This window comes from Janthinobacterium sp. LS2A (assembly GCF_036543145.1).
In the GTDB taxonomy this organism is placed as follows: Bacteria; Pseudomonadota; Gammaproteobacteria; order Burkholderiales; family Burkholderiaceae_D; genus Janthinobacterium; species Janthinobacterium aestuarii.
On the sequence record NZ_JAZHPB010000007.1, the window covers coordinates 230,436 to 254,602 of the forward strand.

Here is a 24,167-nt window from a genome sequence, read left to right on the forward strand (position 1 = left end):
GGCCCTGCGCCGGCCCGGACTACGCTTTCCAGTCTCCCCCGGCACACCCACCTTGACGACGCATAGCGAGGCCCATCGTGAAATCTCTCTTCAGCCGTGTATCCGACGAGTCCGCCGTCACAGCGATCGAATACGCGCTGCTGGCGGGCCTGATCGCGGTCGTGCTGGTCATCACGATCACCGTGCTTGGCGACCAGGTCAAGCTGCTGTTTGTCTACGTCAAGGACCAAGTGGTCCTGGCCCTGTCATGAATACCCTGCGCCTCTCGCTGCGCACCCACCGCGCCCTGCTGCTGATCGTGCTGCCGTACGCCGCCGTGGCGATGCTGCTGGCCGGCGGCCTGCCCAGCGCAGCGGACATCCTCAACGTGCTGGCCGGCTTCCTCGTGGCCATCCTCACGGGCCCCGTCTTCATCCTGTGCGGCTACACCATCCACGTCATGGTGATGAAACGCCCGCACCGCCTGTGCCATTATCTGTACCACGATCTGCGCCGCTACCTGAGCAACGAGCGCCTGCTGCACGCGCTGCCGGCCATGCTGCTGATCCCCGTCTTCGCCTCCAGCTTCACCGTCATCAAGGGCGCCATCCCGCGCCTGCACCCCTACACCTGGGATGCCACCCTGTCCGCCTGGGACGTCGCGCTGCATGGCGGCAAGGCCCCGTGGGAAAGGCTGCAGCCGCTGCTGGGCCACCCGCTCGTCACGGGCTTGCTCAACTTCAGCTACCACTTCTGGTTCTTCCTGTTCTACGCCATCCTGTACTGGCTCATCCTCGACACGCGCCGCCCGCTGCTGCGCATGCAGTTCCTTCTCAGCTTTGCGCTGACGTGGATCGTCCTGGGCAGCATCATGGCCGTGCTGTTTGCCTCGGTCGGCCCCTGCTACTACGGCCACCTGCACGCCAGCGATCCGTATGCGCCGCTGATGGCTTACCTGCATGACGCCAACCAGCACGTCCCCGTCTGGGCCCTGCAGGTGCAGGAGATGCTGTGGCAAGGCTATCAAAGCAAGGGCGCGAACGGCGAGCTGGGCATCTCCGCCATGCCCAGCATGCATGTGGCCACGGCCGTGCTGATGGCCATCGTGGGCTGGAACGTCAACCGCGCCGCCGGCATCGCCCTGTCCGCCTTCGCCGTACTGATACTGCTCGGCTCCATCCACCTGGGCTGGCACTATGCGCTCGACGGCTATGTCGGCGCGGCCGGCGCGGCGCTCGTGTGGCACCTGGTGGGACGGCTGCTGGGCAGCCAGGCCGCGGCGCCGGCCGTGCACATGGCCACGGCGCCCTGCATGGGCAAGGAAGGACTGACATCATGAACGCCCACCTGCCCATGCTGCTGTGCCTGGCCGTGCTGGCCACCCTGCTCGCTGCCGCCCTGTGGCACGACCTGCGCACGCGCCGCATCCCGAACCGGCTGGTGCTGTGGGGCACCCTGGCGGGCTTGATCCTGAACAGCTTCGTGCCATCGGGCGCCGGCCTGTTCGACGCGGCCTTCGGCGGCCTGGGACTGCTGCAGGCGCTGGCCGGCGCCGCCGCCGGACTGGCCCTGCTGCTGCCCATGTATCTGCTGCGCGCCCTGGGCGCCGGCGACGTCAAGCTGATGGCCATGTGCGGCGCCTTCCTCGGCCCCGACGCCGTGCTCGAAGCGGCCCTGCTGACCTTCCTGTGCGGCGGCGTGCTGGCCCTGGCCGCCGCACTGGTGGGACAGCGCCTGCGCCAGGTGCTGAAAAACACTTATCACATGATGCTGGGCGCGCTGCTGCACAGCCTTGCCGGCGGCGCCGCCACCATCGCCGAACCGCCGCCCGCCACCGGCAAGCTGGCCTACGCCTTCGCCATTGCCAGCGGCACCCTGCTGCAGGTATTCCTGCACTACACCCACCTGTGGAGCTTGCGCTGAAACGCGCCACTCCGACGACCCGCCACCATAGGAACTGACCATGGACACCCTCGCCACCTTCTGCCACTCGCGCCACGCAAGCCTGCTCACCAGCATCGCCATGGCTTGCCTGTGGGCGTTCTTCGCCAGTGCCCACGTGGTCGGTTATCTGCACAGCGGCGACTGGAGCTATCTGCTGTTCTGCGTCGCCGAAACCCTGGCCGCCCTGTTCTTCATCGTGCGTTCGGCCCCCGTCAGCGTTTCCACCGATGCGGGCGACTGGCTACTGGCCATCGGCGCCACCTTCGCCCCCTTCCTCTTCGCGCCAGCCGACATGGCCATCTGGCCAGGCGCGCGCTACCTGCTGGCCGTCGGCAGCCTGCTGCAGATCGCCGGCCTGCTGTCGCTGAACCGCAGCTTCGGCCTGGTGGCGGCGCAGCGCGAGATCAAGACGGGTGGCGTGTACCGCGTGGTACGCCATCCGCTGTATGCCAGCTACCTGATTTCCCTGAGCGGCTACCTGCTGGCCAATACCTCGCTCGCCAACACCATCATCTATGTGGCGACGATGACGATGATGGTGATGCGCCTGCTGCGCGAAGAGCGCTTCCTGTCCACCGACGTGCGCTATCGCGTCTACATGCGCCAGGTGAAGTACCGCCTGCTGCCCTTCATTTTCTGATATCCGGCCACCCGAGCGAGGAGCATCCATCATGCCTGACACCTATCCAGAACGCAGCGACGGCGGCGGCGTCGAACCGGCCGCCAAGCGCGCGCCACGCACGGTCGAGGAAACGGGATTGCCCTTCCTGTTCCTCGTCGAACTACTGGTCAAGATACTCTTCCAGCGCGGCCAGATCGGCCTGCCCGCCCTGTCGACGCACGTGAAACTGGGCGCCGGCGTGCTCGAGCCGCTGCTCACTTTCATGCGCGCCGAAAAACTGTGCGAAGCGCGCCGCAACGGCGGCAGCGGCACCGACGCCGACCTGTCTTATCTGCTGGGCGACCAGGGCCGCCTGCGCGCCGCCGAATACATGCGCCGCAATGCCTACAGCGGTCCCGCTCCCGTCACCCTGGCCGATTACAGCAACCAGGTGCTGGCGCAAAGCGTGGCGGACATGCAGGTCACCCGCGACGACGTGCAGCGCGAATTTCGCAACGTGGTGGCCAGTTCGGCCGTGCTCGACCAACTGGGCGCGGCCATGAATTCCGGACGCGCCCTGTTCTTCCACGGCCCCGCCGGCAGCGGCAAGAGCTACCTGGCCGAGCGCCTGAACGGCCTGCTCAGCGGCGCCATCGCCCTGCCGCATGCCGTAATGGTCGACGGCGAAGTGCTGCCCTTCCTCGACCCCATGCTGCACACCGTGTCGCGCGGCGGCCCCGTGCCGTCCGACCCGCGCTGGGTGCGCGCCGAGCGTCCCGCCGTGCTGACGGGCGGCGAGCTGACGCTCGACATGCTGGACCTGCAATTCGACCAGGGCACCCGTTTGTACCAGGCGCCGCCGCACCTGAAGGCCAACAACGGCATCTTCATCATCGACGACCTTGGCCGCCAGCGCTGCTCGCCCGTGGAGCTGATGAACCGCTGGATCGTGCCGATGGCGCGCCACATCGATTACCTGTCGCTGCACACGGGCTACAAGTTCCCCGTGCCCTTCGACGTCATCGTCGTGTTCTCGTCGAACCTGGCGCCGCAGCACCTGGCCGACGATTCCTTCCTGCGCCGCATCGGCTACAAGATCCATGTGGGACCCTTGACCGCCTACCACTACCTGGCCGTGTTCCGCAGCACCTGCGCCCAGCTGGGCATCAATTTCGACGAAGCCTCCTACACCTATCTGCTGCACCTGCACAGCCAGTACGGGCGGCCCTTGCTGGCCTGCTATCCACGCGACATCCTCGCGCAGATCTGCGACCAGGCGCGCTATGAAGACCACGCGGCGCAGCTGTCGCCGGAAGGGCTGCTGTGGGCATGGAAAAACTATTTCGGCAGCGATGACGACCTTGCAAGCACACATAACGGACCGGAAGCGGTCCAGCACAAAGGGGAAGCAAAATGAGAAACGCACGCGCTCTGACGATGATGGCCATTGCGGTCATCCTGGCGTTCGCCGCGGTCATCGTGGCCGCGCGCTGGATCAATGCCCAAGCCTCGGGCAACATCAACAAGGTGGCCGTGGCCCAGGTCGACATCAGCCTGGGCGCGCGCCTGACGCCCGACATGGTACGCATGGTGGACTGGCCGTCGAACGCGCTGCCGCCCGGTGCCATCAACGATCCGAAACTGCTGGAAACGCGCGTCACGCGCACCAGCATCCAGCACGGCGAACCGATCATGGAAGGCAAGCTGGCGCCTCCCGGCACGCAAGGCGGCCTGTCGGCCGTCGTCGCCGAGGGCAAGCGCGCCATGACCGTGCGCGTCAACGATGTGGTGGGCGTGGCCGGCTTCGCCCTGCCCGGCAACTTCGTCGACATCCTCGTCAACACCCAGGGCGAAGGGGCCCGCAAGACGCCGGACCGCGATCCGAACATTTCCAAGATCGTGCTCGAACGCATCCTCGTGCTGGCCATCGCCCAGGAATCGAGCCGCGACGACACCAAGCCCAAGGTGGTCAACGCCGTGACCCTGGAGCTGACGCCGGACCAGGCGGAAAAACTCGACCTGGCACGCAGCGTGGGCACCCTGTCGCTGGTGCTGCGCAACCAGATCGAGGACAAACCCGTCAACACGGAAGGCGCCACCAAGTCCAGTTTGCTCGATGAAAAGGTCGCCATGGCAGCCCCCGCCGCCATGGTGCAAGCCAAGCCGCTGCCACGCCGCCGTCCCGCCGCCGCACCCGCGCCACAGGCCGGCCCAAAGGTCGATGTCATCAAGGGGCTGGAACGCAGCTCCCAACAATTCTAACCTGCACCAGAGGAGTCACGCCATGAGCACATATTGCACAGCAAGCGGAAGCCGGGTACTCAGCCTGGCGCTTGCCCTCGCCATGATCGGCGCCCTGGCGCCCCAGGCACGCGGCGAACCCGTCGCCGCTGCCGCCGCTGCCGCCGACACCGGGGCAGCCAAAAGCAGCCGCGCCACCACCCGGCCCAAGGCCACGCCGCCGCAAAGCGAATCGCGCGCCGGCCGCACCGAGATGGCGCCGCAAATGAGCCTGGCCGAAGGCAAGTCGACCCTGATGCGCCTGCCGTTCGCAGCCAGCCGCATGTCCGTCGGCGACCCGCGCATCGCCGACGTCATCCTGCTTAACCCCAACGAGGTCTACCTGCTGGGGCGTTCCGTCGGCACCACCAACCTGATCCTGTGGAACAAGAGCAATGACGCCACCATCATCGACCTGGCCGTCGGCATCGACAGCAGCAGCCTGCAGGCACGCATGGCCGAACTGCTGCCGAACGAAAAGATCAACGTCACGGTGGCGGGCGACACCCTGATCCTGTCGGGCATGGTCAGCGATGTCGTCAAGGCCGACCAGGCCCTGTCGCTGGCCAACGCCTATGTGCAGCGCAGCGCCCGCAGCGGCGGCGCCGCCTCGGGCGCAGCACCCGCCGCAGCGCCCGATGCGAACATACCGCGCGTGATCAACCTGCTGTCGATCGCCGCGCCGCAGCAGGTGATGCTGGAAGTGAAGGTGGCCGAAGTGTCGAAGGTGCTGGTCGACCAGCTGGGCGCCAGCCTGGGCATCAACAAGACCATCGGCAGCTGGTCGTACTCGCTGCTGTCGAGCCTGCTCAGCAACAATCCCAGCGGCTTGAGCGGCGCCAGCAAGAACAACTTCTTCAACCTCGACGCGCAAAAACGCGATGGCCTGATCAAGGTGCTGGCCGAACCGAACATCATGGCCATCAGCGGCCAGGAGGCCAGCTTCCTGGCCGGCGGCAAGATATTCATCCCCGTCAGCCAGAGCAACAATAACGGCGTGCCCACCATCACGCTGGAAGAGAAGGAGTTCGGCGTGGCCGTGAAATTCACACCCACCGTGCTCGAAGGGGGACGCATCAACCTGAAGGTGGCGCCGGAAGTGTCGGACCTGAACAAGGACGGCATCGGCATCACGGCCACCGGCATCTCGGCCACGGCCATCCTGCCATCGTTTACGACGCGGCGCGCCACCACCACGGTGCAGCTGTTCGACGGCCAGAGCTTCGCCATCGGCGGCCTGATCAAGAACAACGTGACCAGCAATATCAAGGCCCTGCCAGGCCTGGGCGAAGTGCCCGTGCTGGGCGCCCTGTTCCGCAGCACGGACTTCCAGACGGACCGTTCGGAACTGGTCTTCATCATCACGCCGCACCTGGTCAAGCCGCTGCCGCCCGACTACAAGCTGCCCACCGACGGCTACATCCAGCCGACGCGCGGCGACATGTTCATGCAGGGAAAAATGGAAGGCAGCGCACCGGCGCGCGCAGCGGCACCAGCGCCCATGCAGCCGCAAGCGGCCGCGCCCCAGCCTGCCGCCGGCTTCGACCTCAAATAGGAGAACACCATGAAAACCGCACATCGCCTGCCTTGCGCCACCCTGCTGTCGCTGCTGGTCCTGCTGGCCGGCTGCGCCGCCACCACCACGCCCGTGCTCGATTCGCACTTCGGCGAATCGGTGGCCCTGCTCAAGGCGCAGCAGATCATGTATCCGGACGCCTACCGCAATGCCAACCCCGTCAGCGGCATCGACGGCAAGGCCGGCGTCAGCGCCTACCAGCGCTACCAGAAATCGTTCGCGGCGCCGGAACCGCAACCGAATGTCTTCACCATCGGCGTGGGCGGACGCCAGTAGGCGCCGGTCCCGCGATGCACTTCCCCCAGGCCACCAGGAGACAGCCATGAACACCCCATTTCGCAGGCACGACAAGCAGCAGGGCGCGATCGCCATCGTGCTGGGGCTGACCCTGGTGGTGCTGTTTGCCATGGGCGGCCTGGTGCTGGACCTGGGCCACCTGTACATCGCCAAGGCGGAACTGCAGAACGGCGCCGACAGCGCCGCGCTGGCCGGCGCCGTGGAACTCAATCAAAGCGCGGACGGCATCGACAACGCGCAGGCCAAGGCCATCGCCATCGCGCAAAAGAACCGCTACGATTTTTCCACCGCGCTGACCATCACGGCCGCCAACATCGAGTTCGGCCCCAGCCCGGACGGTCCCTGGTCGTCCGGCGCCAGCGCCCGCACCAGTCCCCAGGGCCAGACCTTCATCCGCGTCGACACGGGCAGCAAGACCTTCGCCACCTACCTGATGGGCATCGCCGGCATCGCCAGCACCAGTACCTCGGGCGTGGCAGTGGCGGGCCGCTTCGTCAACGACGTCACGCCGATCGGCGTGTGCGCCGTCGATCCGGCCAACAAGACGGCGCAATACACGTATCCGGCAGCGCCGGCCGGCACGGGCCTGACGGAACTGGTGGAATTCGGTTTCCGCCGCGGCGTCACCTACAACCTGTTCGGCCTCAATCCGCTGGGCGGCCCTTCCGATCCCTACCTGATCAATCCCGTCGACGCGCCGCCCGGCACCTGCAGCGCCTCGCACGCGAGCGCCGCCTCCACCGCGCCATTCATGTGCACGGGCAGCAGCGCCGTCATCACCAGCGGCACGGGCCAGGTCTACACGAACACAGGGCTGACGGCGTCGCTGGCCGCCTCGCTCAATTCCCGCTTCGACGATTACGGCGGCCCGTCCGTGTGCGACCCCGCGACGGCGCCGCCCGACACCAACATCAAGGAATATCCGTGCGTGGGCGCCGCGTCGCCCTGCGCCGCCACCGCCGCCAGCTCGCCGCCCGCCAGCTGGATGGAACCGGGCGCCAGCACCCTGCCCAGCCAGCAGCCCGTCAGCCTGGCCGGCAACAAGCCGAATTACCAGCTGCCGTCGGCTGGCACGGTTCCCGCGCCATCGGCCACGTTCGCCCAGTTCTCCGGCTACGGCGTGCTGTGGTCCTACGGCCCCGCCTACCAAAGCAATGGCGCCACCCCGGCCAAGGCCGGCACGGCCTACAGCGTCGCGGACGGCAACGCCAACCCCATGTACAGCACGGCCAAGGCGAATTACTTCGACACGGCCAGCTACCCCGTCAGCGCCGGCGCAGGCTTTCCTGCCAGTACGCCGCCTTCGCCGTACAACCAGACCAGCGGGCCCACGTTCCAGGCGCCTTCGCCGGCCCATCCGGGCCAGCGCAACCGGCGCATCCTCAACGTGGTGCTGGTCGACTGCCGTACGGCGCCCGTGGGGCCCGCTTCGTGCGGCACCATGAACGCGGTGGGCATCGGCAAATTCTTCATGACGATGAAGGCCGATTTCAGCGGCGGCACCAAGCGCCTCGACGTCGAATTCGCGGGCCTGATCGAGCCCGTGCCGAATTCCGAAATCAAACTCTACAAGTGAGGCGGCCATGCGCATCCACCACTCCCCCCTCAGGCAGCGCGGCGGCGCCGCCGTCGAATTCGGCATCGTGCTGGCCCTGCTGATCACCCTGCTGGCAGGCATCTTCGGCTTCGGCCGCGCCTTCTGGTACTACGACGCGCTGACCAAGGCCACGCGCGACGCGGCGCGCAACATGTCCGTCAAGGCCAAGGCCGGCATCGCCTCGCAGGGCGTGCCGGCGGCCAGGCAGACGGTGGTCGATGCGGCCCTCAGCGCCGGCATCAGCGACTTCACCACGGCCAACGTGACGGTCACCTGCCTGGACGCGGCGTTCAACGACAGCAACTGCAACGATGGCACGGCGCCGGGCGGCATCCGCGTCGAAGTCGTCAACTACACGCTGTCGGTGGGCCAGTACCTGCCGTTCGTGATCGGCGCGGCCAGCAGCTATGCCACGCCGCTTTCGCCGCGCACCACCATGCGCTACATGCTGTAAGGAGAACGCCATGCGCCACCGCCTTTCATCTTCTCCTCCAGCCGGGCGCCAGCGCGGCGCCGCCGCCGTCGAATTCGCCCTGGTGTCGCTGCTGTTTTTCACCCTGCTGTTCGGCATCCTCGAATTCGGCCGCATGCTGTACCTGTACAACACGGTGCAGGAAGTGAGCCGCCGCGCAGCGCGCGAAGCGGTAGTGCGCTGGGTCGACGAGACCGACGCCATCAAGACCCTGGCCCTGTTCGGCGGCACGGCACTGCCGGCCGCGCCGGAACTGACGGCCGCCAACATCACCATCCGCTACCTGAACAAGAGCGGCGCCGAAGTGACCTTGCCGCCGACGGACCCGGGCGACAACCTGTCGGCCTGCGGCGACATCACACGCACGGCCAGCTGCATCGACAGCGTGCGCGTCTCGATCGACAACGTCAGCTACACGCCGATGGTCAGCCTGTTCGGTTTTCTCAATATCGCCGTACCAGCCTCGGTCGTGGTCATGCACGCCGAAAGCCTGGGCTTCCAGATCAACTGAACGCCTTTACCGAACACTTTTACCGGGGAGTACCAAGTGAATATCGTCATCGTCTCGAAGAATGAAGCCCAGCTCAAACGGCTGACCCGCTTGCTGCGCGAACGCAGCACGGCCGACCGCGTCACCCTGCTGGCGAGCATACCCGATGTATTCGACAACGGCGTCACGCCGGACTTGCTGCTGCTGGAGCAGGAGCAGACGGGCGAGGCGGAGCTGGAACAGCTCGAGCTGCTGGGCGGACGCCATCCGAGCCTGGCCATCATCGTGCAATGCCCGCAGCAAAGTCCGCAATTCCTGCTGCGCTCGATGCGCGCCGGCGTGCGCGAAGTGCTGCAGCCGGACGACGACGCGGCCCTGTGCGCCGCCTTGCGCCGCATCGAGGAAAAACTGCTGAAGCAGGTCACGCGCAAGGGCCAGGTGCTGGCCTTCGTCTCGTGCAAGGGCGGCAGCGGCGCCACCTTCATCGCCGCCAACCTCGGCTACGCGCTGGCCGCCGGCGAACAGCGCAAGGTGGCGCTGTTCGACCTGAACCTGCAGTTCGGCGACGCCGCCCTGTTCGTCTCGGACCACAAGCCGGCCACCACGCTGTCGCAGCTGTCGCAGCAGATCGTGCGCCTCGACGCTTCGCTGCTGACCGCCAGCATGATCCAGATCACGCCCGCCTACAGCGTGCTGGCCGCCGCCGACGACCCGGCCCACGCGGCCGACGTCGAAGCCGACCATATCGACCGCTTGCTGACCCTGGCGCGCAGCCAGTACGACTATATCCTGCTCGACGTGGGGCGCGGACTCGACCCCGTCAGCGTGCGCGCGCTGGACCGGGCCGACCTGATCTTCCCCGTGCTGCAGGCAACGTTGCCGTATGTGCGCGACGGCAAGCGCCTGCTCGACGTGTTCCGCGGCCTCGGCTACCGCGAAGACAAGATCCGCCTGATCCTGAACCGCTATGCGAGCAGCGATAGCATCCGCGTGGCCGACCTGGAAGCGGCATATGGCAAGCACGTCTACAAATCCATCCCCAACCACTACGAAGCGGTGGCAGCCTCCGTCAGCCAGGGCGTGCCCATCCTCAAGCTGACGCCGCACAACGCCGTTTCGCGTGCCCTGCAGGAACTGGCCGCCAGCATGGCCGGCGAAACCCCGCCCGCCGCGCAAGGCTGGGTTTCGCGGCTGCTGGCGCGCGCTTGATCCCTACAGCGCGCCTGATCCCCTACATTTACCGGAGACCGATCATGACTGTCGAAAAACTCACCCTGCGGGACCGCCTGGGCTATGCCCAGGACGACGCCAGCCTGAATGACGATGCCGCGCACCAGGGCGCAGCCAGCCAGAGCTACCAGCAGCTCAAGCACCGCACCCACCAGGCGCTGCTCGACCGCGTCGACCTGGAAGGCATGCAGCGCCTGTCGCGCGAGCAGATCCGCGAAGAGCTGAAAATCCTCGTCAGCGACTTGCTCACGGAAGACAATGTGGTGATCAACGAGCTGGAACGGCGCTCGCTGATCCGCGACATCCAGGACGAGGTGCTCGGCTTCGGCCCGCTCGAACCGCTGCTGGCAGATCCCGGCGTGTCCGATATCCTCGTCAACACCTACCGCCAGGTGTATGTCGAGCGCCATGGCCGCCTGGAGCTGAGCGACGTCTGCTTCACCGACGATGCGCATTTGATGAAAATCATCGACAAGATCGTCTCGCGCGTGGGCCGGCGCATCGACGAGTCGAGCCCCATGGTCGATGCGCGCCTGCCCGACGGCTCGCGCGTGAACGCCATCATCCCGCCGCTGGCCATCGACGGCCCCGTGATGTCGATCCGCCGCTTCTCGGCCCAGCCCCTGCGCCTGGCCGACCTGCTGCTCAAGCACAGCCTGACGGAAGAAATGAGCACCACCCTGCAGGCGCTGGGCAAGGCCAAGGTCAACATCCTGATCTCGGGCGGCACGGGCAGCGGCAAGACCACGATGCTCAATGCGATTTCCGGCTTCATCAGCACGGCCGAGCGCATCGTCACCATCGAGGACGCGGCCGAACTGCAGATGCAGCAACCGCACGTGGTGCGCCTGGAAACGCGCCCGCCGAATATCGAGGGCAAGGGCGAAGTGACGCAGCGGGCGCTGGTGCGCAACGCGCTGCGCATGCGCCCCGACCGCATCATCCTGGGCGAGGTGCGCGGCGCCGAGGCGCTCGACATGCTGGGCGCCATGAACACGGGTCATGAAGGCTCGATGGCCACCATTCACGCGAACACTCCGCGCGACGCGCTGACGCGGCTGGAAAACATGATCAGCATGGCTTCCGCGGCCCTGCCCGTGAAAGCCATGCGCCAGCAGATCAGTTCGGCCATCAGCGTGGTGGTGCAGGTGTCGCGCCTGACGGACGGCAAGCGCAAGGTCACGTCGATCCAGGAAATCACGGGCATGGAAGGCGAGATGATCACCATGCAGGAAATCTTCACCTTCCGCCAGACAGGCATCGGCGAGGACGGCACGGTGCAGGGGCATTTCCATGCCAGCGGCGTGCGGCCGCGCTTCCTGGAACGCCTGCGCGCCTTCGGCATCAGCCTGCCGGAAACCCTGTTCGATCCCGCCCGCCAGTACCATTAAGGGGAGCATCATGGACTATCTCTATTACGTATTCGCCATCCTCACCTTCATCGCCGTGGTACTGCTGATCGAGGGCGTGTACCTGGCGTGGAACACCTCGCGCGGCCCGGAAGCGGAAAGGGTCGCGCGCCGCCTGCGCATCATGTCGGCCGGCGCGCATGGCGACACGGGCAGCTCGATGATCAAGAAACGCCTGCTGAGCGACACCCCGGCCCTGCAGCGCGTGCTGCTCAGCGTGCCCCGCGTGCATGCGCTCGACCGCCTGCTGGAACAGTCGGGCCTGACCTGGAGCGTGGCCAGCTTCGCCGGCGTGATGCTGGCTGCGGCCGGCGCCGCGTTTTTGCTGCTCAGCTACTTCAGCGTGCCGTGGCTGCTGCTCCTGCCGCTGGTGGCCGGCGCGGCCCTGCTGCCGCTGCTGGTGGTCTTGCGCGCCAAGGCCAAGCGCCTGCAGCGCATCGAGCAGCAATTGCCCGATGCGCTCGATCTGATGGCGCGTGCCCTGCGCGCCGGCCACGCCTTCCCCACCGCCCTGAAAATGGTCGGCGATGAAATGAACGCGCCGCTGGCCGTGGAATTTCGCGCCACTTTCGACGAAGTCAATTTCGGCATCGCCATGCAGGATGCGCTGATGAACCTGGCCACGCGCGTGCCCAGCACGGACTTGCGCTATTTCGTCATCGCCGTGCTGATCCAGCGCGAAACGGGCGGCAACCTGGCCGAACTGCTCGACAGCATCAGCCGCATCATCCGCGAGCGCATCAAGCTGCTGGGACAGGTGCGCGTGCTGTCGGCCGAAGGCAAGCTGTCGGCCTGGATTTTGTCGCTGCTGCCCTTCGGCGCGGCGGCCATGATCCAGCTGACCAATCCGCAATTCCTGGAAATGCTGTTCGTCGATCCGGGCGGACGCAAGATGCTCGTCGGCGCACTCGTGATGATGGTGTGCGGCATCCTGGTCATGCGCAATATCATCCGCATCCGCGTCTGAGCCCGCAAGGAGAATCCTCATGAATCCCGTCCATTTCGCCTTTCTCGCCCTGCTCTTCATCGCCGTCTTCGGCACCGTGCTGGTGGCCATGCGCAGCTTTGCCCCCGATCCCCTGCGCCAGCGCATGGACAACGCCACCGGCAAGAGCGCGGCCGCGCCTGGCGCCTCCGCGCCCAGCCCCTGGCTGGCGCGCATGGTGCGCCTGAGCGGCCCGCTGGCCAAACTGTCGCTGCCCGACCAGGGCTGGGAAGGCTCCGTGATGCGCCGGCGCTTCATGAATGCCGGCCTGCGCCAGGCGTCCGCGCCCATCCTGTTCTTTTCCGCCAAGACCATGCTGGCCATCGGCCTGCCCCTGCTGCTGTTCCTGGGGCTGAGCGCGTCGGGCAGCCAGATGGCGGGCAAAGCTCTCTTGTTCTGGCTGCTGATCGTGGCCGCCATCGGCTACTACCTGCCCAATATCGTGCTGGCGCAAATGATCAAACGGCGCCAGCGCGACATCTTCGAAAGCTTTCCCGATGCGCTGGACTTGATGACGGTGTGCGTGGAAGCGGGCCTGGCCATGGATGCGGCGCTGGCCAGGGTAGCGGCCGAAATCGCCCTGAAAAGCGCCGTGCTGGCCGAGGAATTGCACTTGGTGATGCTGGAACTGCGCGCCGGCAACACCAAGGAGCGGGCGCTGCGCAACCTGGCCCTGCGCACGGGCGTCGAGGATGTCGACGCGCTGGTGGCCATGCTGATCCAGGCCGAGCGCTTCGGCACCAGCATCGCCGCCTCGCTGCGCGTGCAGTCGGACCAGCTGCGCACGAAGCGCCGCCAGCTGGCCGAGGAAGAAGCGGCGAAGATCGCCCTCAAGCTGCTGTTCCCGCTGATCTTTTTCATCTTCCCTTCGCTGCTGGTCGTCCTGATGGGACCAGCCTTCCTGCAAATCTACCGCGTGCTCCTGCCCAGCATGGGCAGCGGCAGCTGACCGGAGAACCGCCATGTCACAGCACACCACCCTGATGCTCATGTTCGCCTGCGCCGGCCTGCTGCCCGCCTGCGGCCACCTGCCCGGCCCGGCCACTCAGAGCAACCATGCTGCGCCGCCCCAGGCGCGCATCGACGACAGCCCCGCCACCCGCAGCGCCGCTTTCTGCAAGCTGGGCAAGCGCATGCAGGAACTGGGCGACCCGCGCGCGGCGATGGAAGCCTACAGCGAAGCCCTGCTATTGACGCCCGACTCGGCCGACGCGCGCAATGGCGCCGCCGTGCTGCACGCGCAGCTGGGCCAGCTGGAAACGGCGCGCGGCATGCTGCAGGCGCTGGCGCAAGAGGCGCCGACGGCCAGGACCTACAACAACCTCGGCTACGTGCTGTACCTGCAGGGAGACTATGCCCAGGCGGCCAGCGTGCTGCGCCAGTCGCTGCAGCTCGACAACGGCCAGCAGCCGGCGCGCGCCAATCTGGATCTCACCATCGCGGCGCTGGCGCGCAGCATAGTCACAGTCGATGCCACCGCGGAGACCATCGTGCCCGACCTGGCCCCGGCGCCCGCGCCAGCGGCGCCTGCCAGCCGCCTGCAGCTGACGCAATCGCAGCCGAATATCTTCACGCTGAGCTGGCGCGACGCGCCCGTGGCGGCGCACGCCGCCTTGCCAGCGCCGGCAAAACAGGTGGCACCGGTGGCAACCCTGCCACGGCTGGAAGTCATCAACGGCAATGGCGCAACGGGGATGGCGGCGCGCATGCGCGGCATGCTGGGCGGCATGGGCATCAGCGTGCTGCGGCTGGGCAACCAGCGGCCGTACGGCGTCCAGGCCAGCAGCATCGTCTACCGCCCCGGCCATGCGCAGGCGGCAGCCGCCCTGGCCCTGGCCTTGGGCGGCATGCCGCAGCTGCAGGCGGCGGACGACAGCAGCGTCGGCGCGGGTGCCGACCTGCGTATCTTGCTGGGCAAGGATGCGCCGGCCAGCCTGCATGCACCGGACATACGCCTGGCATCGAACCTGGCGCAGTAACGGTGAAATCAGCGCGGCAGCAGGCGGCGGTCAGTGGGATTGATCAGGAAGCCTTGCAGGATATCCTGCAGCTGCGGCAGCTTGGCCACGTAGGCAGGAATGCCCAGCTGGCGCGCGCCGAAGTAGTGGGCGATGATGTCGCCCTGCTGCTCCATGTTGAAGTCGGACAAGACGCCGCCCGCTTGCGCATCGTAGCGGTAGGCGCGCTGGCCGATGTAGCCGCCGCGCAGCGCCAGCAGCACGCCATGCAGCAGCACGCTGTAGCCAAGCTGGTACTGCCACACGTGCACCATTTCGTGGATGAAGAACAGCTTGCCGCTGTTGCCTTCGCGCGAGAAATCGTCGCGGTACTGGGCCGGCATGAAGTGCAGGCTGCCGCGCGGCGTCATCGCCGTGTTCTGATCCTGCAAGCCAAACGGTAGAAAGGAGCCGCGCACGACGCGCACGCGCGCGTAGTCGATGGCGCCCTGGAAGACGCTGCGGGCCATGGCGGTTTCGCCGATGGTGAGGGGGCGGCGCAAGACGCGCATGGCACTCCGTCAGAAGAAAGAAGCGGCAAGCATGGGAGCTTGCCGCACAGGTACCGATTAAACCGAACGTAAGCCGCTGGCAGCTTTGGCGATTTCCGTGATGCGGTCCCAGTTGCCGGCCGCGATCGCGTCTTTTGGCGTCAGCCACGAACCGCCCACGCAGGCGACGTTTTTCAGCGCCAGGAACTGCGACGCCGTCTCTTGCGAAATACCACCGGTCGGGCAGAACGTCACGTCCGGCAGCGGGCCGTAAATCGCGTTGAGCATGCCGATGCCGCCGGCCGGCACGGCCGGGAACAGTTTCAGCTGCTGGAAGCCGTTTTCACGCGCTGCCATCACTTCGCCCGGCGTCATCACGCCTGGCAGCAAAGGCAAGCCGCTGCTTTTCGCCGCCGCCACCAGGGCCGACGTCAGGCCTGGCGACACGCCGAAGACGGCGCCCGCATCGCGCGCTTGCACGAATTCCTCGGGACGGGTCAAGGTACCCACGCCGACGATGGCGCCCGGTACTTCCGACATGGCGCGGATCGCTTCCAGGCCGTGCTTGGTGCGCAAGGTTACTTCCAGCACGCGGATGCCGCCCGCCACCAGCGCGCGCGCCAGCGGTACGGCGTGTTCAGGATCGTCGATCGCAATCACGGGGATCACGCTCGAGGTGCGCATAATTTCCAGTAGTGTCATGGTCATCTCTTATTTCCTAGCCAAAAAGTCTTCATCGGAACCCGGTACGGTATCACCGACATTGTCGGCGTCGTGCAAGGCGACGGTGGTGGGAATCGGCGACGGCAGGCCGAAGGTGGTGGCACCTTCTTCCGCCGCGCTGACGGTGGAACGGAACATGGAAAACAGCTCGCGGCCCATGCCGATGTGATTCGGCGACAGGTCGGCGGTCACCAGCGAACGCGCGTGCCAGACGTCGGCCGGCACCAGCGCCTCGAGCACGCCGGTAAAGGCGTCGAGACGGATGATGTCGCCGTCGCGCACGAGGCCCAGCGGGCCGCCGGCGAGAATCTCTGGCGACACGTGGATGGCGGCCGGCACCTTGCCCGACGCGCCCGACATGCGGCCATCGGTAACCAGCGCCACGTGGCGGCCCGCATCCTGCAGATTGGCCAGCGCCGGCGTCAGCGCATGCAGTTCCGGCATGCCGTTGGCGCGCGGGCCCTGGAAGCGCAGCACGGCGACAAAGTCGCGGTCCAGCGATCCCGCCTTGTAGGCGGCCATGAATTCTTCCTGCGAATTGAACACGAGGGCAGGCGCTTCGACCGTGCGGTGCTCCGGCTTGACGGCCGAGACCTTCATCACGGCGCGGCCCAGGTTACCTGCGACCAGGACCATGCCGCCGTCCGGTGCGAACGGATTCGAGGCGGGGCGCAGCACGTTTTCGTCGGCGCTGGCGGCTGGAGCATCTTTCCAGAAGACCTTGCCGTCTTCGCCGAGGAACGGCTCCATGCAGTGCGCGCGCAAGCCGTGGCCCAGGATGGTGTTGACGTCTTCGTGCAGCAAGCCCGCGTCCAGCAATTCGCGGATCAGGTAACCGGTGCCGCCGGCCGCGTGGAAATGGTTCACGTCGGCGTCGCCGTTCGGGTAGATGCGCGTGAGCATCGGCACGATGGCCGACAGCTCGTTGAAATCGTTCCAGTCGATGACGATGCCGGCCGCCTTGGCAATCGCCACCAGGTGCAGGGTGTGGTTGGTCGAGCCGCCCGTGGCCAGCAAGCCCACGACGGCGTTGACGATACATTTTTCGTCGACGATATGGCCGACGGGCAAATAGCTGGCGCTTTGCGCCGTGATGGCGGCGGCGCGCTGGGAGGCGGCCACAGTCAGCGCATCGCGCAGCGGCGTGTTCGGCGTGATGAAGGCGGCGCCCGGCATGTGCAGGCCCATTACTTCCATCAGCATCTGGTTGCTGTTCGCCGTGCCGTAGAAGGTACAGGTGCCGGCGCCGTGGTAGGCTTTCGATTCGCCTTCGAGCAAGTCTTCACGCGTGGCCTTGCCTTGCGCATACAACTGGCGCACCTGGGCTTTTTCCTTGTTCGACAGGCCCGACGTCATCGGGCCGGCCGGCACGAATACGGCCGGCAAGTGGCCGAAGTGCAGCGCGCCGATCAACAGGCCCGGCACGATCTTGTCGCACACGCCCAGGTACAGGGCGGCGTCGAACATATTGTGCGACAGCGCCACGGCCGTCGACATGGCGATGGTGTCGCGCGAGAACAGCGACAGTTCCATGCCCGGCTGGCCTTGCGTCACGCCATCGCACATGGCGGGCACGCCACCGGCGAACTGGGCGACGGCGCCCACTTCGCGCACGGCTTGCTTGATGATCTGCGGGAAGCCTTCGAAAGGCTGGTGCGCCGACAGCATGTCGTTGTACGAGGACACGATGGCCACGGACGGCTTCTTGTATTCCTTCAGCGACAGCTTGTCGTTGGCGGGAAAGGCGGCAAAGCCGTGCGCCAGGTTGGTGCACGACAGGGCGCCGCGCTGCACGCCCTGGATGCGGGCCGCATCCAGATGCGCCAGGTAGGCGCCGCGCGATGGCCGGCTGCGCGCGATGATGCGCGCTGTTACGGATTCGACTACTGGATGCAGCGCCATATGGATTTCCTTAAAAATGAGTATTTCGTGAAATTTTACTACAAAATGGTGAAGAAGAAGCGCTCTTGCATGGGCCAGCAACACAAATAAGCGACAGATTGCGGCGTATCAAGGCAAACCCGGCAAATATCGCATACCGGCACGTGCCAACATGGCTCTTATATGTCGCAGGCGCCATCGCTAAAAAAAGCACAACAAAATCCGCTTCGCGTCACAAACTGTAGTGAAATTACGTTTTTCTGATGTATTATTCTCATACCAATGCCGGATCCGCTGTTCGCCACGACGAACGCGCCGCGCTCCTTTCAACCGAGACAAGCACCCAAGCCGACCGCCATGCGCCAGCCAGCACCTACTCCTGCCATCACCGCCACCGCCAGTTTCCAGTCCCTGCAAGCGCATAGCGCCAGCCTGCGCGACGTGCATCTGCGCCAGCTGTTCGCGGCCGACCCCGCCCGCTTTTCCAGCATGACCGTCGATGCGGCCAGCCTGCTGCTCGATTACTCGAAGAACCGTGTCGACGCCACCGCCATGGGCCTGCTGATGGACCTGGCCCGCGAACGCGGCGTGGAAACGCAGCGCGAAGCCATGTTCACTGGCGAGAAAATCAATCTTACCGAACATCGGGCCGTTCTGCATACGGCTTTGCGCGCGCCACGCGGCACCAGGCTGGTCGTCGATGGCCAGGATATCGATGCCGACGTGCAAGATGTGCTGCAGCGCGTGAAAGCGTTTACGGACAAGGTGCGCAATGGCAGCTGGCTCGGCTACACGGGCAAGCCGATTTGCGACATCGTCAACATCGGCATCGGCGGCTCGGACCTGGGCCCGAAAATGGCGTGCCTGGCCCTGCGCTCCTACGCCAACCCGGGCCTGGAAATGCACTTTGTTTCCAACGTCGACGGTCACGACATGGAAGCGACCTTGTCCAAGGTCGATCCGGAAACGACACTGTTCATCGTGGCTTCGAAAACTTTTGTTACGGCTGAAACCATGCTCAACGCCAACACTGCGCGCGCCTGGTTCCTGCTCGAAGGCGAAGAAAAGGATCTGGCCCAGCATTTTGTGGCCGTCTCGACCAATACGCAAGCCATCGTCGACTTCGGCATTTCGCCAGACAATATGTTCCCGTTCTGGGACTGGGTCGGCGGCCGCTATTCCGTCTGGTCGTCGATCGGCCTGGCCGTGGCCCTGTCCGTCGGCTTTGAATACTTCAGCGATTTCCTCGCCGGCGCGCATGCGATGGACCAGCATTTCCGCCAGGCGCCCCTGGAACAGAACATGCCCGTCGTGCTGGCCATGGTCGGTTTCTGGAACCGCCAGTTCCTCGACTGCGGCTCCGTTTCCATCGCGCCGTATCACCAGGACTTGAGCCGCTTTGCCGCCTATCTGCAACAGCTGGACATGGAAAGCAACGGCAAGCGCGTCACCAAGGATGGCGTGCCCGTCGGCGTGCCGACCGGCCCCGTCATCTGGGGCGATTGCGGAACAAATGCGCAGCATGCGTATTTCCAGCTGCTGCACCAGGGCACGGACATCACACCCATCGATTTCATCGCCGCCCTGCGCGCCACGCACGACTTGCCGGGCCACCACGATGCCCTGCTGGCGAACTGCTTCGCCCAGTCGGAAGCCTTCATGACGGGCAAGACGGGCGAAGAAGTGCGTCTTGATCTGCAGGCGCAAGGCTTGCCGGAAAGCGAGATCGAAGCGCTGGTGCCGCACAAGACCTTCCCCGGCAACCGCCCCAGCAACACCATCCTGATGGACCAGCTGACCCCGACCACTCTGGGCGCCCTGATCGCGCTGTACGAACACAAGACCTTCGTGCAGGGCGTCTTGTGGAACGTCAACAGTTTCGACCAGTGGGGCGTGGAACTGGGCAAGGTGCTGGCCAAGAAAATCCAGGCCGAACTGACGGGCGAAGCCCGTCCCGACCACCACGACAGCTCGACCAATGGCTTGATTGCCTTGGCGAAAGCCGCCAAGGCGGCGTACTAACTTAATTGAGGTTTATGAATATTTACGAAATCAAAGTAGTGAGCGACAAGCCCATGCAAGTGGGCGAATGCCCGCTCTGGCATGGCAAGGAAGCGGCCCTGTACTGGGTCGATATCGATGGCCGCGCCGTGCACCGCTTGCACCCGGCCAGCGGCAAGCATGAGCAATGGAATATGCCGACGGAACCGTCGGCGCTGGCCATCAATGCGGGCGGCGGCCTGATCGTGGCCTTGCGCAGCGGTTTCGCCCACCTCGACACAAAGACGGGCAGTCTGGCGGAAATCGCCCCGGCGCCATTCGACATGAGCACCACGCGCTTCAACGACGGCAAGGTCGATCCGGCAGGCCGTTTCTGGGTCGGCACGATTTTCGAGCCGCGCAGCGCCGATGCGGCAGAGATGTTCGTGCTGGACAAGGGACAAGTACGCAAGGTCTGGTCGGGCGGCATGACCGTGTCGAACGGCCTGGGCTTCAGCCCGGACAAGCGCACCATGTACCACTCGGATACCACCACGCACCGCATCGACCGCTTCGATTTCGATGCAGCCACGGGTGCCATTTCCGCGCCGCAACCGTTCCAGCGTTTTTCCACGGACAAGAAAGCGTTTGATTACGGCGGGCGCCCCGATGGCGCGGCCGTCGACAGCGAAGGCAATTACTGGTCGGCCATGTTTGAAGGCGGCAAGATCTTGCGCTTCGCCCCCGACGGCCATCTGCTGGGCGAAATCACCGTGCCCGTGCGCTGCCCCACCATGGTGACGTTCGGCGGCCCCGACCTGCGCACCCTGTACATCACCAGCGCCAGCCACAACCGCTCCGCCGCCGAAATCGCCGACTACCCGTTGACGGGCCACGTGCTGTCCGTGCGCGTGGACGTGGCGGGCCAGCCGGAAACAGCTTACCAGGCGTAATCCGACACCATTGTTGACCGTGACGGCGTCGGATTACGCGCAGCTTCGCTGCGCCAATCCGACCTACCGGACTGCCACGTGCCCAGAGGCGTGGCGGACCAGCCGTAATCGTTTGTCAGCAAGAAAAAACGCCGGCACCCGCGAGGGTCCGGCGCTTTTTCTTGCGCAACGGCGTAGGTCGGATTAGCGGGACGAAGGCCCGCGTAATCCGACAACCGTGTTGGCCATGGCCGCGCCGGATTACCGCGACAATACCTTGCGTATCGTCTCGGCCAATTCAGCCGCCACGAACTTGGCCACATAGCCATCGGCGCCCACGCCCTTGACGTGGTCTTCGTTGGTCGAGCCCGTCAGCGACGAGTGGATCACCACGGGGATGTTGGAGAAACGGCCATCGTTCTTGATGTTGCGCGTCAAGGTAAAGCCATCCATTTCCGGCATTTCCAGGTCCGTCAGCACCAGCGCGACCTTGTCTTTCGCCGTCTTGCCTTCCGTGGCCGCCTGGGCCGAGATCGCCTGCAGGCGTTCCCATGCTTCCTTGCCCGTCTTGGTCATGATGAAAGGCACGCCCATCGCTTCGAGGCCCTTTTCGATCAGCGAGCGGGCCAGCGAGGAATCGTCGGCCGCAAGGATCACGGCGCCGGCCGGCAAGCGCACTTGCGGGCCGATGCTGTTCTCGTCCACGTCCGGGTCGCCCGACGGCAGCACGTTGCGCAGAATTTGCTCCACGTCCAGCACTTGCGCCAGGCGTGTCTTGTCCGTATCGCCATCGAGGCGGGCAATGCTGGTGACGAGGCCGCCGCCGACGCTCGATTCGGCCGACAGCACCTGGTTCCATTCCAGGCGCACGATTTCATCGACCTCTTCCACGGCAAACGCCTGTGTCGAGCGGGCAAATTCGGTCACCATCAGTATCTTCAAGCCGCTGCTCTTGCAGCCGACCGCCATCGGCAAGTCGATCACGGGCACGATCTGGCCACGGATATTGACCACGCCCAACATGTGCGGGTGCGAACCGGCCACCGCCGTGATGGCAGGCATTTCCATGATTTCACGGACTTTGAACACATTGATGCCGAACAGTTCGCGGCTGGTCGAGTGATCACTGGTACCGAGCTTGAACAGGAACAGTTCGAATTTGTTATTGCCTGTCAGGCTGGTGCGTTCATCGACATCTTGCTGCATTGAATTCATTGTGTCCCCTTGAGCCGTCTTGTAAAGTTAAGTCGCCTGCCCCTGATGCTGCGGACAATGCGGACTGCACGTCGCATGGACGTCGGATGGCGGGTTCGGGGCATGGCCGGCGCTAGCGGTGCAGTATGTATCGTACAATTTCTTACAACCAATAGTTGCTATCGATTCGAGCTTGAATTATACGGTTTTTTACTTTCTCCAAAGCTACTTTACGCTGCCAACGGCGATCCTGACAGCATTTCTTGCTTTGCCTGTTGCTACAGCGCAAATGATGACGTGGAGAACTAGAAATTTCCCTGGCAACCATGGTTACTTTGAAACGCCGCGTGCAAATCGCGATAGCCTACCCAGGCCAGCGAACGGCATATAATGGCCATGCCGGCATCGCAGCCATGCATAGCGGGCAAAATGGCGACGGCAGCGGCCGGAATGTAGTAAAATTTCTTGCAATTGCCTGTTCTACGTAGTAAATTTACACCACCGATTATAGTAGCGACAGACTGGCACTTCCGGTCGGCTTCCTCCCCGCTCCGGCCCTTTTACTTTTGCGACGACACTCACTTATGGCACTTACCGATTTTGACCTGGTCCTGTTTGGCGGCAGCGGCGATTTAGCAATGCGCAAGTTGTTGCCTGCAATGTATGCGCGCGACGTCGCGAACGATTTGCCGCCGACGGCGCGCATCATCTGTGTGGGCCGCCAGGACAGCGGCCAGGATGCCTTCCTGAAAATGGTGGAAACCAACTCGCGCCCGCATATCAAGGCCAGCACCCTGAATGCCGCCACCTGGAGCAAATTCTGCGCGCGCATCGTGTATGTGTCGCTCAACGCCAGCGATGCGGCCACGTACGCGCCGCTGGTCGAAGCGCTGCGCGGCGATGCCGACCTGACGCGCGTGTACTACCTGGCGACGCCGCCGCACTTGTTCGCGCTGATCTGCGACAACTTGGAAGACAACGGCCTGGTGACGCCGAATTCGCGCGTGGTGCTGGAAAAACCGCTGGGCCGCGACCTGGCCAGCGCCAAGCAGATCAACGCCGAAGTGGGCAAGGTGTTCCAGGAATCGCAGATCTACCGTATCGACCACTACCTGGGCAAGGAAACCGTGCAGAACTTGCTGGCCCTGCGCTTCGGCAATATCCTGTTCGAACCGCTGTGGCGCCGCGAATGGATTTCCGACGTGCAGATCACCATCGCCGAAAAGCTGGGCGTGGGCAACCGCATGGGTTACTACGACACTTCGGGCGCGCTGCGCGACATGCTGCAAAACCACTTGCTGCAACTGCTGTGCATCGTCGCCATGGAACCGCCGACCTCGATCGCGCCGGACGCCGTGCGCGATGAAAAGCTGCAAGTACTGCGCTCGCTGAAAAAATTCACGCCCACCACCCTGGCGCAAAACATCGTGCGCGGCCAGTACCGCGCGGGCCACGTCGACGGCGCCACCGTGCCGAGCTACCGCGACGAACCGGATGCGCCGGAACATTCGCGCACCGAAACCTTCGTTGCCCTGAAGGCGGAAATCGACACCTGGCGCTGGGCCGGCGTGCCGTTCTACCTGCGCACGGGCAAGCGCATGGCCGACAGCCTGGCCGAGATCGTCGTGCGCTTCAAGCAGATCCCGCACTCGATCTTCAACCAGCCGACCTCCAGCTTCCAGCCGAACTGCCTGGTGATCCGTCTGCAGCCGGACGAAGGCTTGCGCATGAACCTGATGGCAAAAACCCCGGGCGACGGCATGCGCTTGAAACCGGCGGAACTGGAACTCGATTTCCGCGAATCGTTCAAGACCCCGCGCATGGATGCCTACGAGCGTTTGCTGCTCGACGTCCTGCGCGGCCAGCTGACCCTGTTCATGCGCGGCGACGAACTGGAAGCGGCCTGGGAATGGGTCGAGCCGATTCTCGACAACTGGGAACAGAACGACAGCGCGCCGATTCCGTACACGGCAGGCACCTGGGGCCCTGCGGCCGCCAGCGCCCTGATCGGCCGCGATGGCTTGCAGTGGCGTGAAGAAGCATTACCCGAGGATTAACAGGCAAAACAGGGGCCTGCCCGCAGATGGGCAGGCCCTTTACCTATTATCC

Annotated in this window: 23 protein-coding genes; 19 read left to right on the forward strand and 4 right to left on the reverse strand. The window is 65.1% G+C overall.

The annotated features are described in order from the left end of the window. Nucleotides 1–77 precede the first annotated feature (77 nt). From V3C40_RS20560 to V3C40_RS20635, 16 genes are read left to right on the forward strand one after another with little or no spacing between them, the layout of a single operon-like run. The gene (locus V3C40_RS20560; protein ID WP_080698528.1) at nt 78–251 is read left to right on the forward strand and encodes a Flp family type IVb pilin; all 174 of its coding nucleotides are present in this window, start codon (nt 78–80) and stop codon (nt 249–251) included. Then, a complete protein-coding gene (locus V3C40_RS20565) occupies nt 248–1,318 on the forward strand; it encodes a phosphatase PAP2 family protein (RefSeq protein WP_331778397.1) in 1,071 nt (356 codons plus the stop codon). Before V3C40_RS20560 ends, V3C40_RS20565 begins: the two co-directional genes overlap by 4 nt. Then, a complete protein-coding gene (locus V3C40_RS20570) occupies nt 1,315–1,902 on the forward strand; it encodes an A24 family peptidase (RefSeq protein ID WP_051991107.1) in 588 nt (195 codons plus the stop codon). Before V3C40_RS20565 ends, V3C40_RS20570 begins: the two co-directional genes overlap by 4 nt. Before the next feature lie 40 nt (nt 1,903–1,942). Then, nucleotides 1,943–2,563 (forward strand): methyltransferase family protein, encoded by a 621-nt coding sequence (locus tag V3C40_RS20575; RefSeq protein ID WP_034750813.1) that lies wholly within the window; start codon nt 1,943–1,945, stop codon nt 2,561–2,563. 31 nt (nt 2,564–2,594) lie between these two features. Beyond that, nucleotides 2,595–3,941 carry an ATP-binding protein gene (locus V3C40_RS20580; protein ID WP_331778398.1) on the forward strand — a complete coding sequence of 449 codons (1,347 nt, stop codon included), beginning with the start codon at nt 2,595–2,597 and terminating at the stop codon, nt 3,939–3,941. Further along, nucleotides 3,938–4,786 (forward strand): Flp pilus assembly protein CpaB, encoded by an 849-nt coding sequence (gene cpaB / locus V3C40_RS20585; protein WP_331778399.1) that lies wholly within the window; start codon nt 3,938–3,940, stop codon nt 4,784–4,786. The genes V3C40_RS20580 and cpaB overlap by 4 nt, the downstream gene beginning before the upstream one ends. A gap of 22 nt (nt 4,787–4,808) precedes the next feature. Next, the gene (locus tag V3C40_RS20590) at nt 4,809–6,359 is read left to right on the forward strand and encodes a type II and III secretion system protein family protein (RefSeq protein WP_331778400.1); all 1,551 of its coding nucleotides are present in this window, start codon (nt 4,809–4,811) and stop codon (nt 6,357–6,359) included. Between the two features lie 9 nt (nt 6,360–6,368). After that, nucleotides 6,369–6,656, forward strand: a complete 288-nt coding sequence (locus V3C40_RS20595; RefSeq protein ID WP_034750828.1) for a hypothetical protein — start codon at nt 6,369–6,371, stop codon at nt 6,654–6,656. Between the two features lie 46 nt (nt 6,657–6,702). Continuing rightward, nucleotides 6,703–8,253: a Tad domain-containing protein gene (locus V3C40_RS20600; RefSeq protein ID WP_331778401.1), complete on the forward strand. Its 1,551-nt coding sequence runs from the start codon at nt 6,703–6,705 to the stop codon at nt 8,251–8,253. A 7-nt stretch (nt 8,254–8,260) separates the two neighbouring features. Further along, nucleotides 8,261–8,728, forward strand: coding sequence for a TadE/TadG family type IV pilus assembly protein (locus V3C40_RS20605; protein WP_034750833.1), 468 nt, complete (start codon nt 8,261–8,263; stop codon nt 8,726–8,728). A gap of 10 nt (nt 8,729–8,738) precedes the next feature. Further along, nucleotides 8,739–9,257: a TadE/TadG family type IV pilus assembly protein gene (locus V3C40_RS20610; protein WP_051991109.1), complete on the forward strand. Its 519-nt coding sequence runs from the start codon at nt 8,739–8,741 to the stop codon at nt 9,255–9,257. Nucleotides 9,258–9,293: 36 nt separating this feature from the next. Beyond that, entirely contained in the window at nt 9,294–10,445 is a 1,152-nt protein-coding gene (locus V3C40_RS20615) for an AAA family ATPase (protein WP_331778402.1), read from the forward strand. A gap of 44 nt (nt 10,446–10,489) precedes the next feature. Continuing rightward, nucleotides 10,490–11,857, forward strand: a complete 1,368-nt coding sequence (locus V3C40_RS20620) for a CpaF family protein (RefSeq protein ID WP_331778403.1) — start codon at nt 10,490–10,492, stop codon at nt 11,855–11,857. 10 nt (nt 11,858–11,867) lie between these two features. Continuing rightward, nucleotides 11,868–12,842, forward strand: a complete 975-nt coding sequence (locus tag V3C40_RS20625) for a type II secretion system F family protein (RefSeq protein ID WP_331778404.1) — start codon at nt 11,868–11,870, stop codon at nt 12,840–12,842. A gap of 19 nt (nt 12,843–12,861) precedes the next feature. After that, nucleotides 12,862–13,809, forward strand: a complete 948-nt coding sequence (locus V3C40_RS20630; protein WP_034750850.1) for a type II secretion system F family protein — start codon at nt 12,862–12,864, stop codon at nt 13,807–13,809. Nucleotides 13,810–13,822: 13 nt separating this feature from the next. Beyond that, complete coding sequence (locus V3C40_RS20635) at nt 13,823–14,839, forward strand: LytR C-terminal domain-containing protein (RefSeq protein WP_331778405.1); 1,017 nt, start codon at nt 13,823–13,825, stop codon at nt 14,837–14,839. Between the two features lie 8 nt (nt 14,840–14,847). Here V3C40_RS20635 and V3C40_RS20640 read toward each other — a convergent pair whose 3' ends face one another. The 3 genes from V3C40_RS20640 to edd are packed head-to-tail and all read right to left on the reverse strand — an operon-like array spanning nt 14,848 to nt 17,973. Further along, entirely contained in the window at nt 14,848–15,369 is a 522-nt protein-coding gene (locus V3C40_RS20640; RefSeq protein WP_072455324.1) for a hypothetical protein, read from the reverse strand. A 57-nt stretch (nt 15,370–15,426) separates the two neighbouring features. Next, complete coding sequence (locus V3C40_RS20645) at nt 15,427–16,056, reverse strand: bifunctional 4-hydroxy-2-oxoglutarate aldolase/2-dehydro-3-deoxy-phosphogluconate aldolase (protein WP_070303463.1); 630 nt, start codon at nt 16,054–16,056, stop codon at nt 15,427–15,429. A gap of 3 nt (nt 16,057–16,059) precedes the next feature. Continuing rightward, a complete protein-coding gene (gene edd, locus V3C40_RS20650; protein WP_072455326.1) occupies nt 16,060–17,973 on the reverse strand; it encodes a phosphogluconate dehydratase in 1,914 nt (637 codons plus the stop codon). 336 nt (nt 17,974–18,309) lie between these two features. Between edd and pgi the strand changes: the two genes are divergently transcribed. Together pgi and V3C40_RS20660 are read left to right on the forward strand one after the other, a co-directional pair. Beyond that, nucleotides 18,310–19,974 carry a glucose-6-phosphate isomerase gene (gene pgi, locus V3C40_RS20655; protein WP_331778406.1) on the forward strand — a complete coding sequence of 555 codons (1,665 nt, stop codon included), beginning with the start codon at nt 18,310–18,312 and terminating at the stop codon, nt 19,972–19,974. Nucleotides 19,975–19,988: 14 nt separating this feature from the next. After that, on the forward strand, nt 19,989–20,885 hold the full coding sequence (locus V3C40_RS20660; RefSeq protein ID WP_331778407.1) for an SMP-30/gluconolactonase/LRE family protein: 897 nt from the start codon (nt 19,989–19,991) through the stop codon (nt 20,883–20,885). A gap of 240 nt (nt 20,886–21,125) precedes the next feature. On the opposite strand, the gene V3C40_RS20665 is transcribed toward V3C40_RS20660, so the two are convergent. After that, on the reverse strand, nt 21,126–22,079 hold the full coding sequence (locus tag V3C40_RS20665) for a chemotaxis protein (protein WP_034750860.1): 954 nt from the start codon (nt 22,077–22,079) through the stop codon (nt 21,126–21,128). Between the two features lie 563 nt (nt 22,080–22,642). Here V3C40_RS20665 and zwf point away from each other — a divergent pair. Next, the gene (gene zwf / locus V3C40_RS20670) at nt 22,643–24,115 is read left to right on the forward strand and encodes a glucose-6-phosphate dehydrogenase (protein WP_034750861.1); all 1,473 of its coding nucleotides are present in this window, start codon (nt 22,643–22,645) and stop codon (nt 24,113–24,115) included. The last annotated feature ends 52 nt before the right edge of the window (nt 24,116–24,167 follow it).

What these genes read in the sequence shown, in the direction of transcription:
- V3C40_RS20645 (WP_070303463.1), bottom strand. Translation starts at nt 16,056, where the DNA reads ATGACCATGACACTACTGGAAATTATGCGCACCTCGAGCGTGATCCCC.
- edd (WP_072455326.1), bottom strand. Translation starts at nt 17,973, where the DNA reads ATGGCGCTGCATCCAGTAGTCGAATCCGTAACAGCGCGCATCATCGCG.
- V3C40_RS20620 (WP_331778403.1), top strand. Translation starts at nt 10,490, where the DNA reads ATGACTGTCGAAAAACTCACCCTGCGGGACCGCCTGGGCTATGCCCAG.
- V3C40_RS20570 (WP_051991107.1), top strand. Translation starts at nt 1,315, where the DNA reads ATGAACGCCCACCTGCCCATGCTGCTGTGCCTGGCCGTGCTGGCCACC.
- V3C40_RS20625 (WP_331778404.1), top strand. Translation starts at nt 11,868, where the DNA reads ATGGACTATCTCTATTACGTATTCGCCATCCTCACCTTCATCGCCGTG.
- V3C40_RS20665 (WP_034750860.1), bottom strand. Translation starts at nt 22,079, where the DNA reads ATGAATTCAATGCAGCAAGATGTCGATGAACGCACCAGCCTGACAGGC.
- V3C40_RS20630 (WP_034750850.1), top strand. Translation starts at nt 12,862, where the DNA reads ATGAATCCCGTCCATTTCGCCTTTCTCGCCCTGCTCTTCATCGCCGTC.
- V3C40_RS20660 (WP_331778407.1), top strand. Translation starts at nt 19,989, where the DNA reads ATGAATATTTACGAAATCAAAGTAGTGAGCGACAAGCCCATGCAAGTG.
- pgi (WP_331778406.1), top strand. Translation starts at nt 18,310, where the DNA reads ATGCGCCAGCCAGCACCTACTCCTGCCATCACCGCCACCGCCAGTTTC.
- V3C40_RS20600 (WP_331778401.1), top strand. Translation starts at nt 6,703, where the DNA reads ATGAACACCCCATTTCGCAGGCACGACAAGCAGCAGGGCGCGATCGCC.
- V3C40_RS20635 (WP_331778405.1), top strand. Translation starts at nt 13,823, where the DNA reads ATGTCACAGCACACCACCCTGATGCTCATGTTCGCCTGCGCCGGCCTG.
- V3C40_RS20590 (WP_331778400.1), top strand. Translation starts at nt 4,809, where the DNA reads ATGAGCACATATTGCACAGCAAGCGGAAGCCGGGTACTCAGCCTGGCG.
- V3C40_RS20565 (WP_331778397.1), top strand. Translation starts at nt 248, where the DNA reads ATGAATACCCTGCGCCTCTCGCTGCGCACCCACCGCGCCCTGCTGCTG.
- cpaB (WP_331778399.1), top strand. Translation starts at nt 3,938, where the DNA reads ATGAGAAACGCACGCGCTCTGACGATGATGGCCATTGCGGTCATCCTG.
- V3C40_RS20610 (WP_051991109.1), top strand. Translation starts at nt 8,739, where the DNA reads ATGCGCCACCGCCTTTCATCTTCTCCTCCAGCCGGGCGCCAGCGCGGC.
- V3C40_RS20640 (WP_072455324.1), bottom strand. Translation starts at nt 15,369, where the DNA reads ATGCGCGTCTTGCGCCGCCCCCTCACCATCGGCGAAACCGCCATGGCC.
- V3C40_RS20605 (WP_034750833.1), top strand. Translation starts at nt 8,261, where the DNA reads ATGCGCATCCACCACTCCCCCCTCAGGCAGCGCGGCGGCGCCGCCGTC.
- V3C40_RS20575 (WP_034750813.1), top strand. Translation starts at nt 1,943, where the DNA reads ATGGACACCCTCGCCACCTTCTGCCACTCGCGCCACGCAAGCCTGCTC.
- V3C40_RS20595 (WP_034750828.1), top strand. Translation starts at nt 6,369, where the DNA reads ATGAAAACCGCACATCGCCTGCCTTGCGCCACCCTGCTGTCGCTGCTG.
- V3C40_RS20580 (WP_331778398.1), top strand. Translation starts at nt 2,595, where the DNA reads ATGCCTGACACCTATCCAGAACGCAGCGACGGCGGCGGCGTCGAACCG.
- zwf (WP_034750861.1), top strand. Translation starts at nt 22,643, where the DNA reads ATGGCACTTACCGATTTTGACCTGGTCCTGTTTGGCGGCAGCGGCGAT.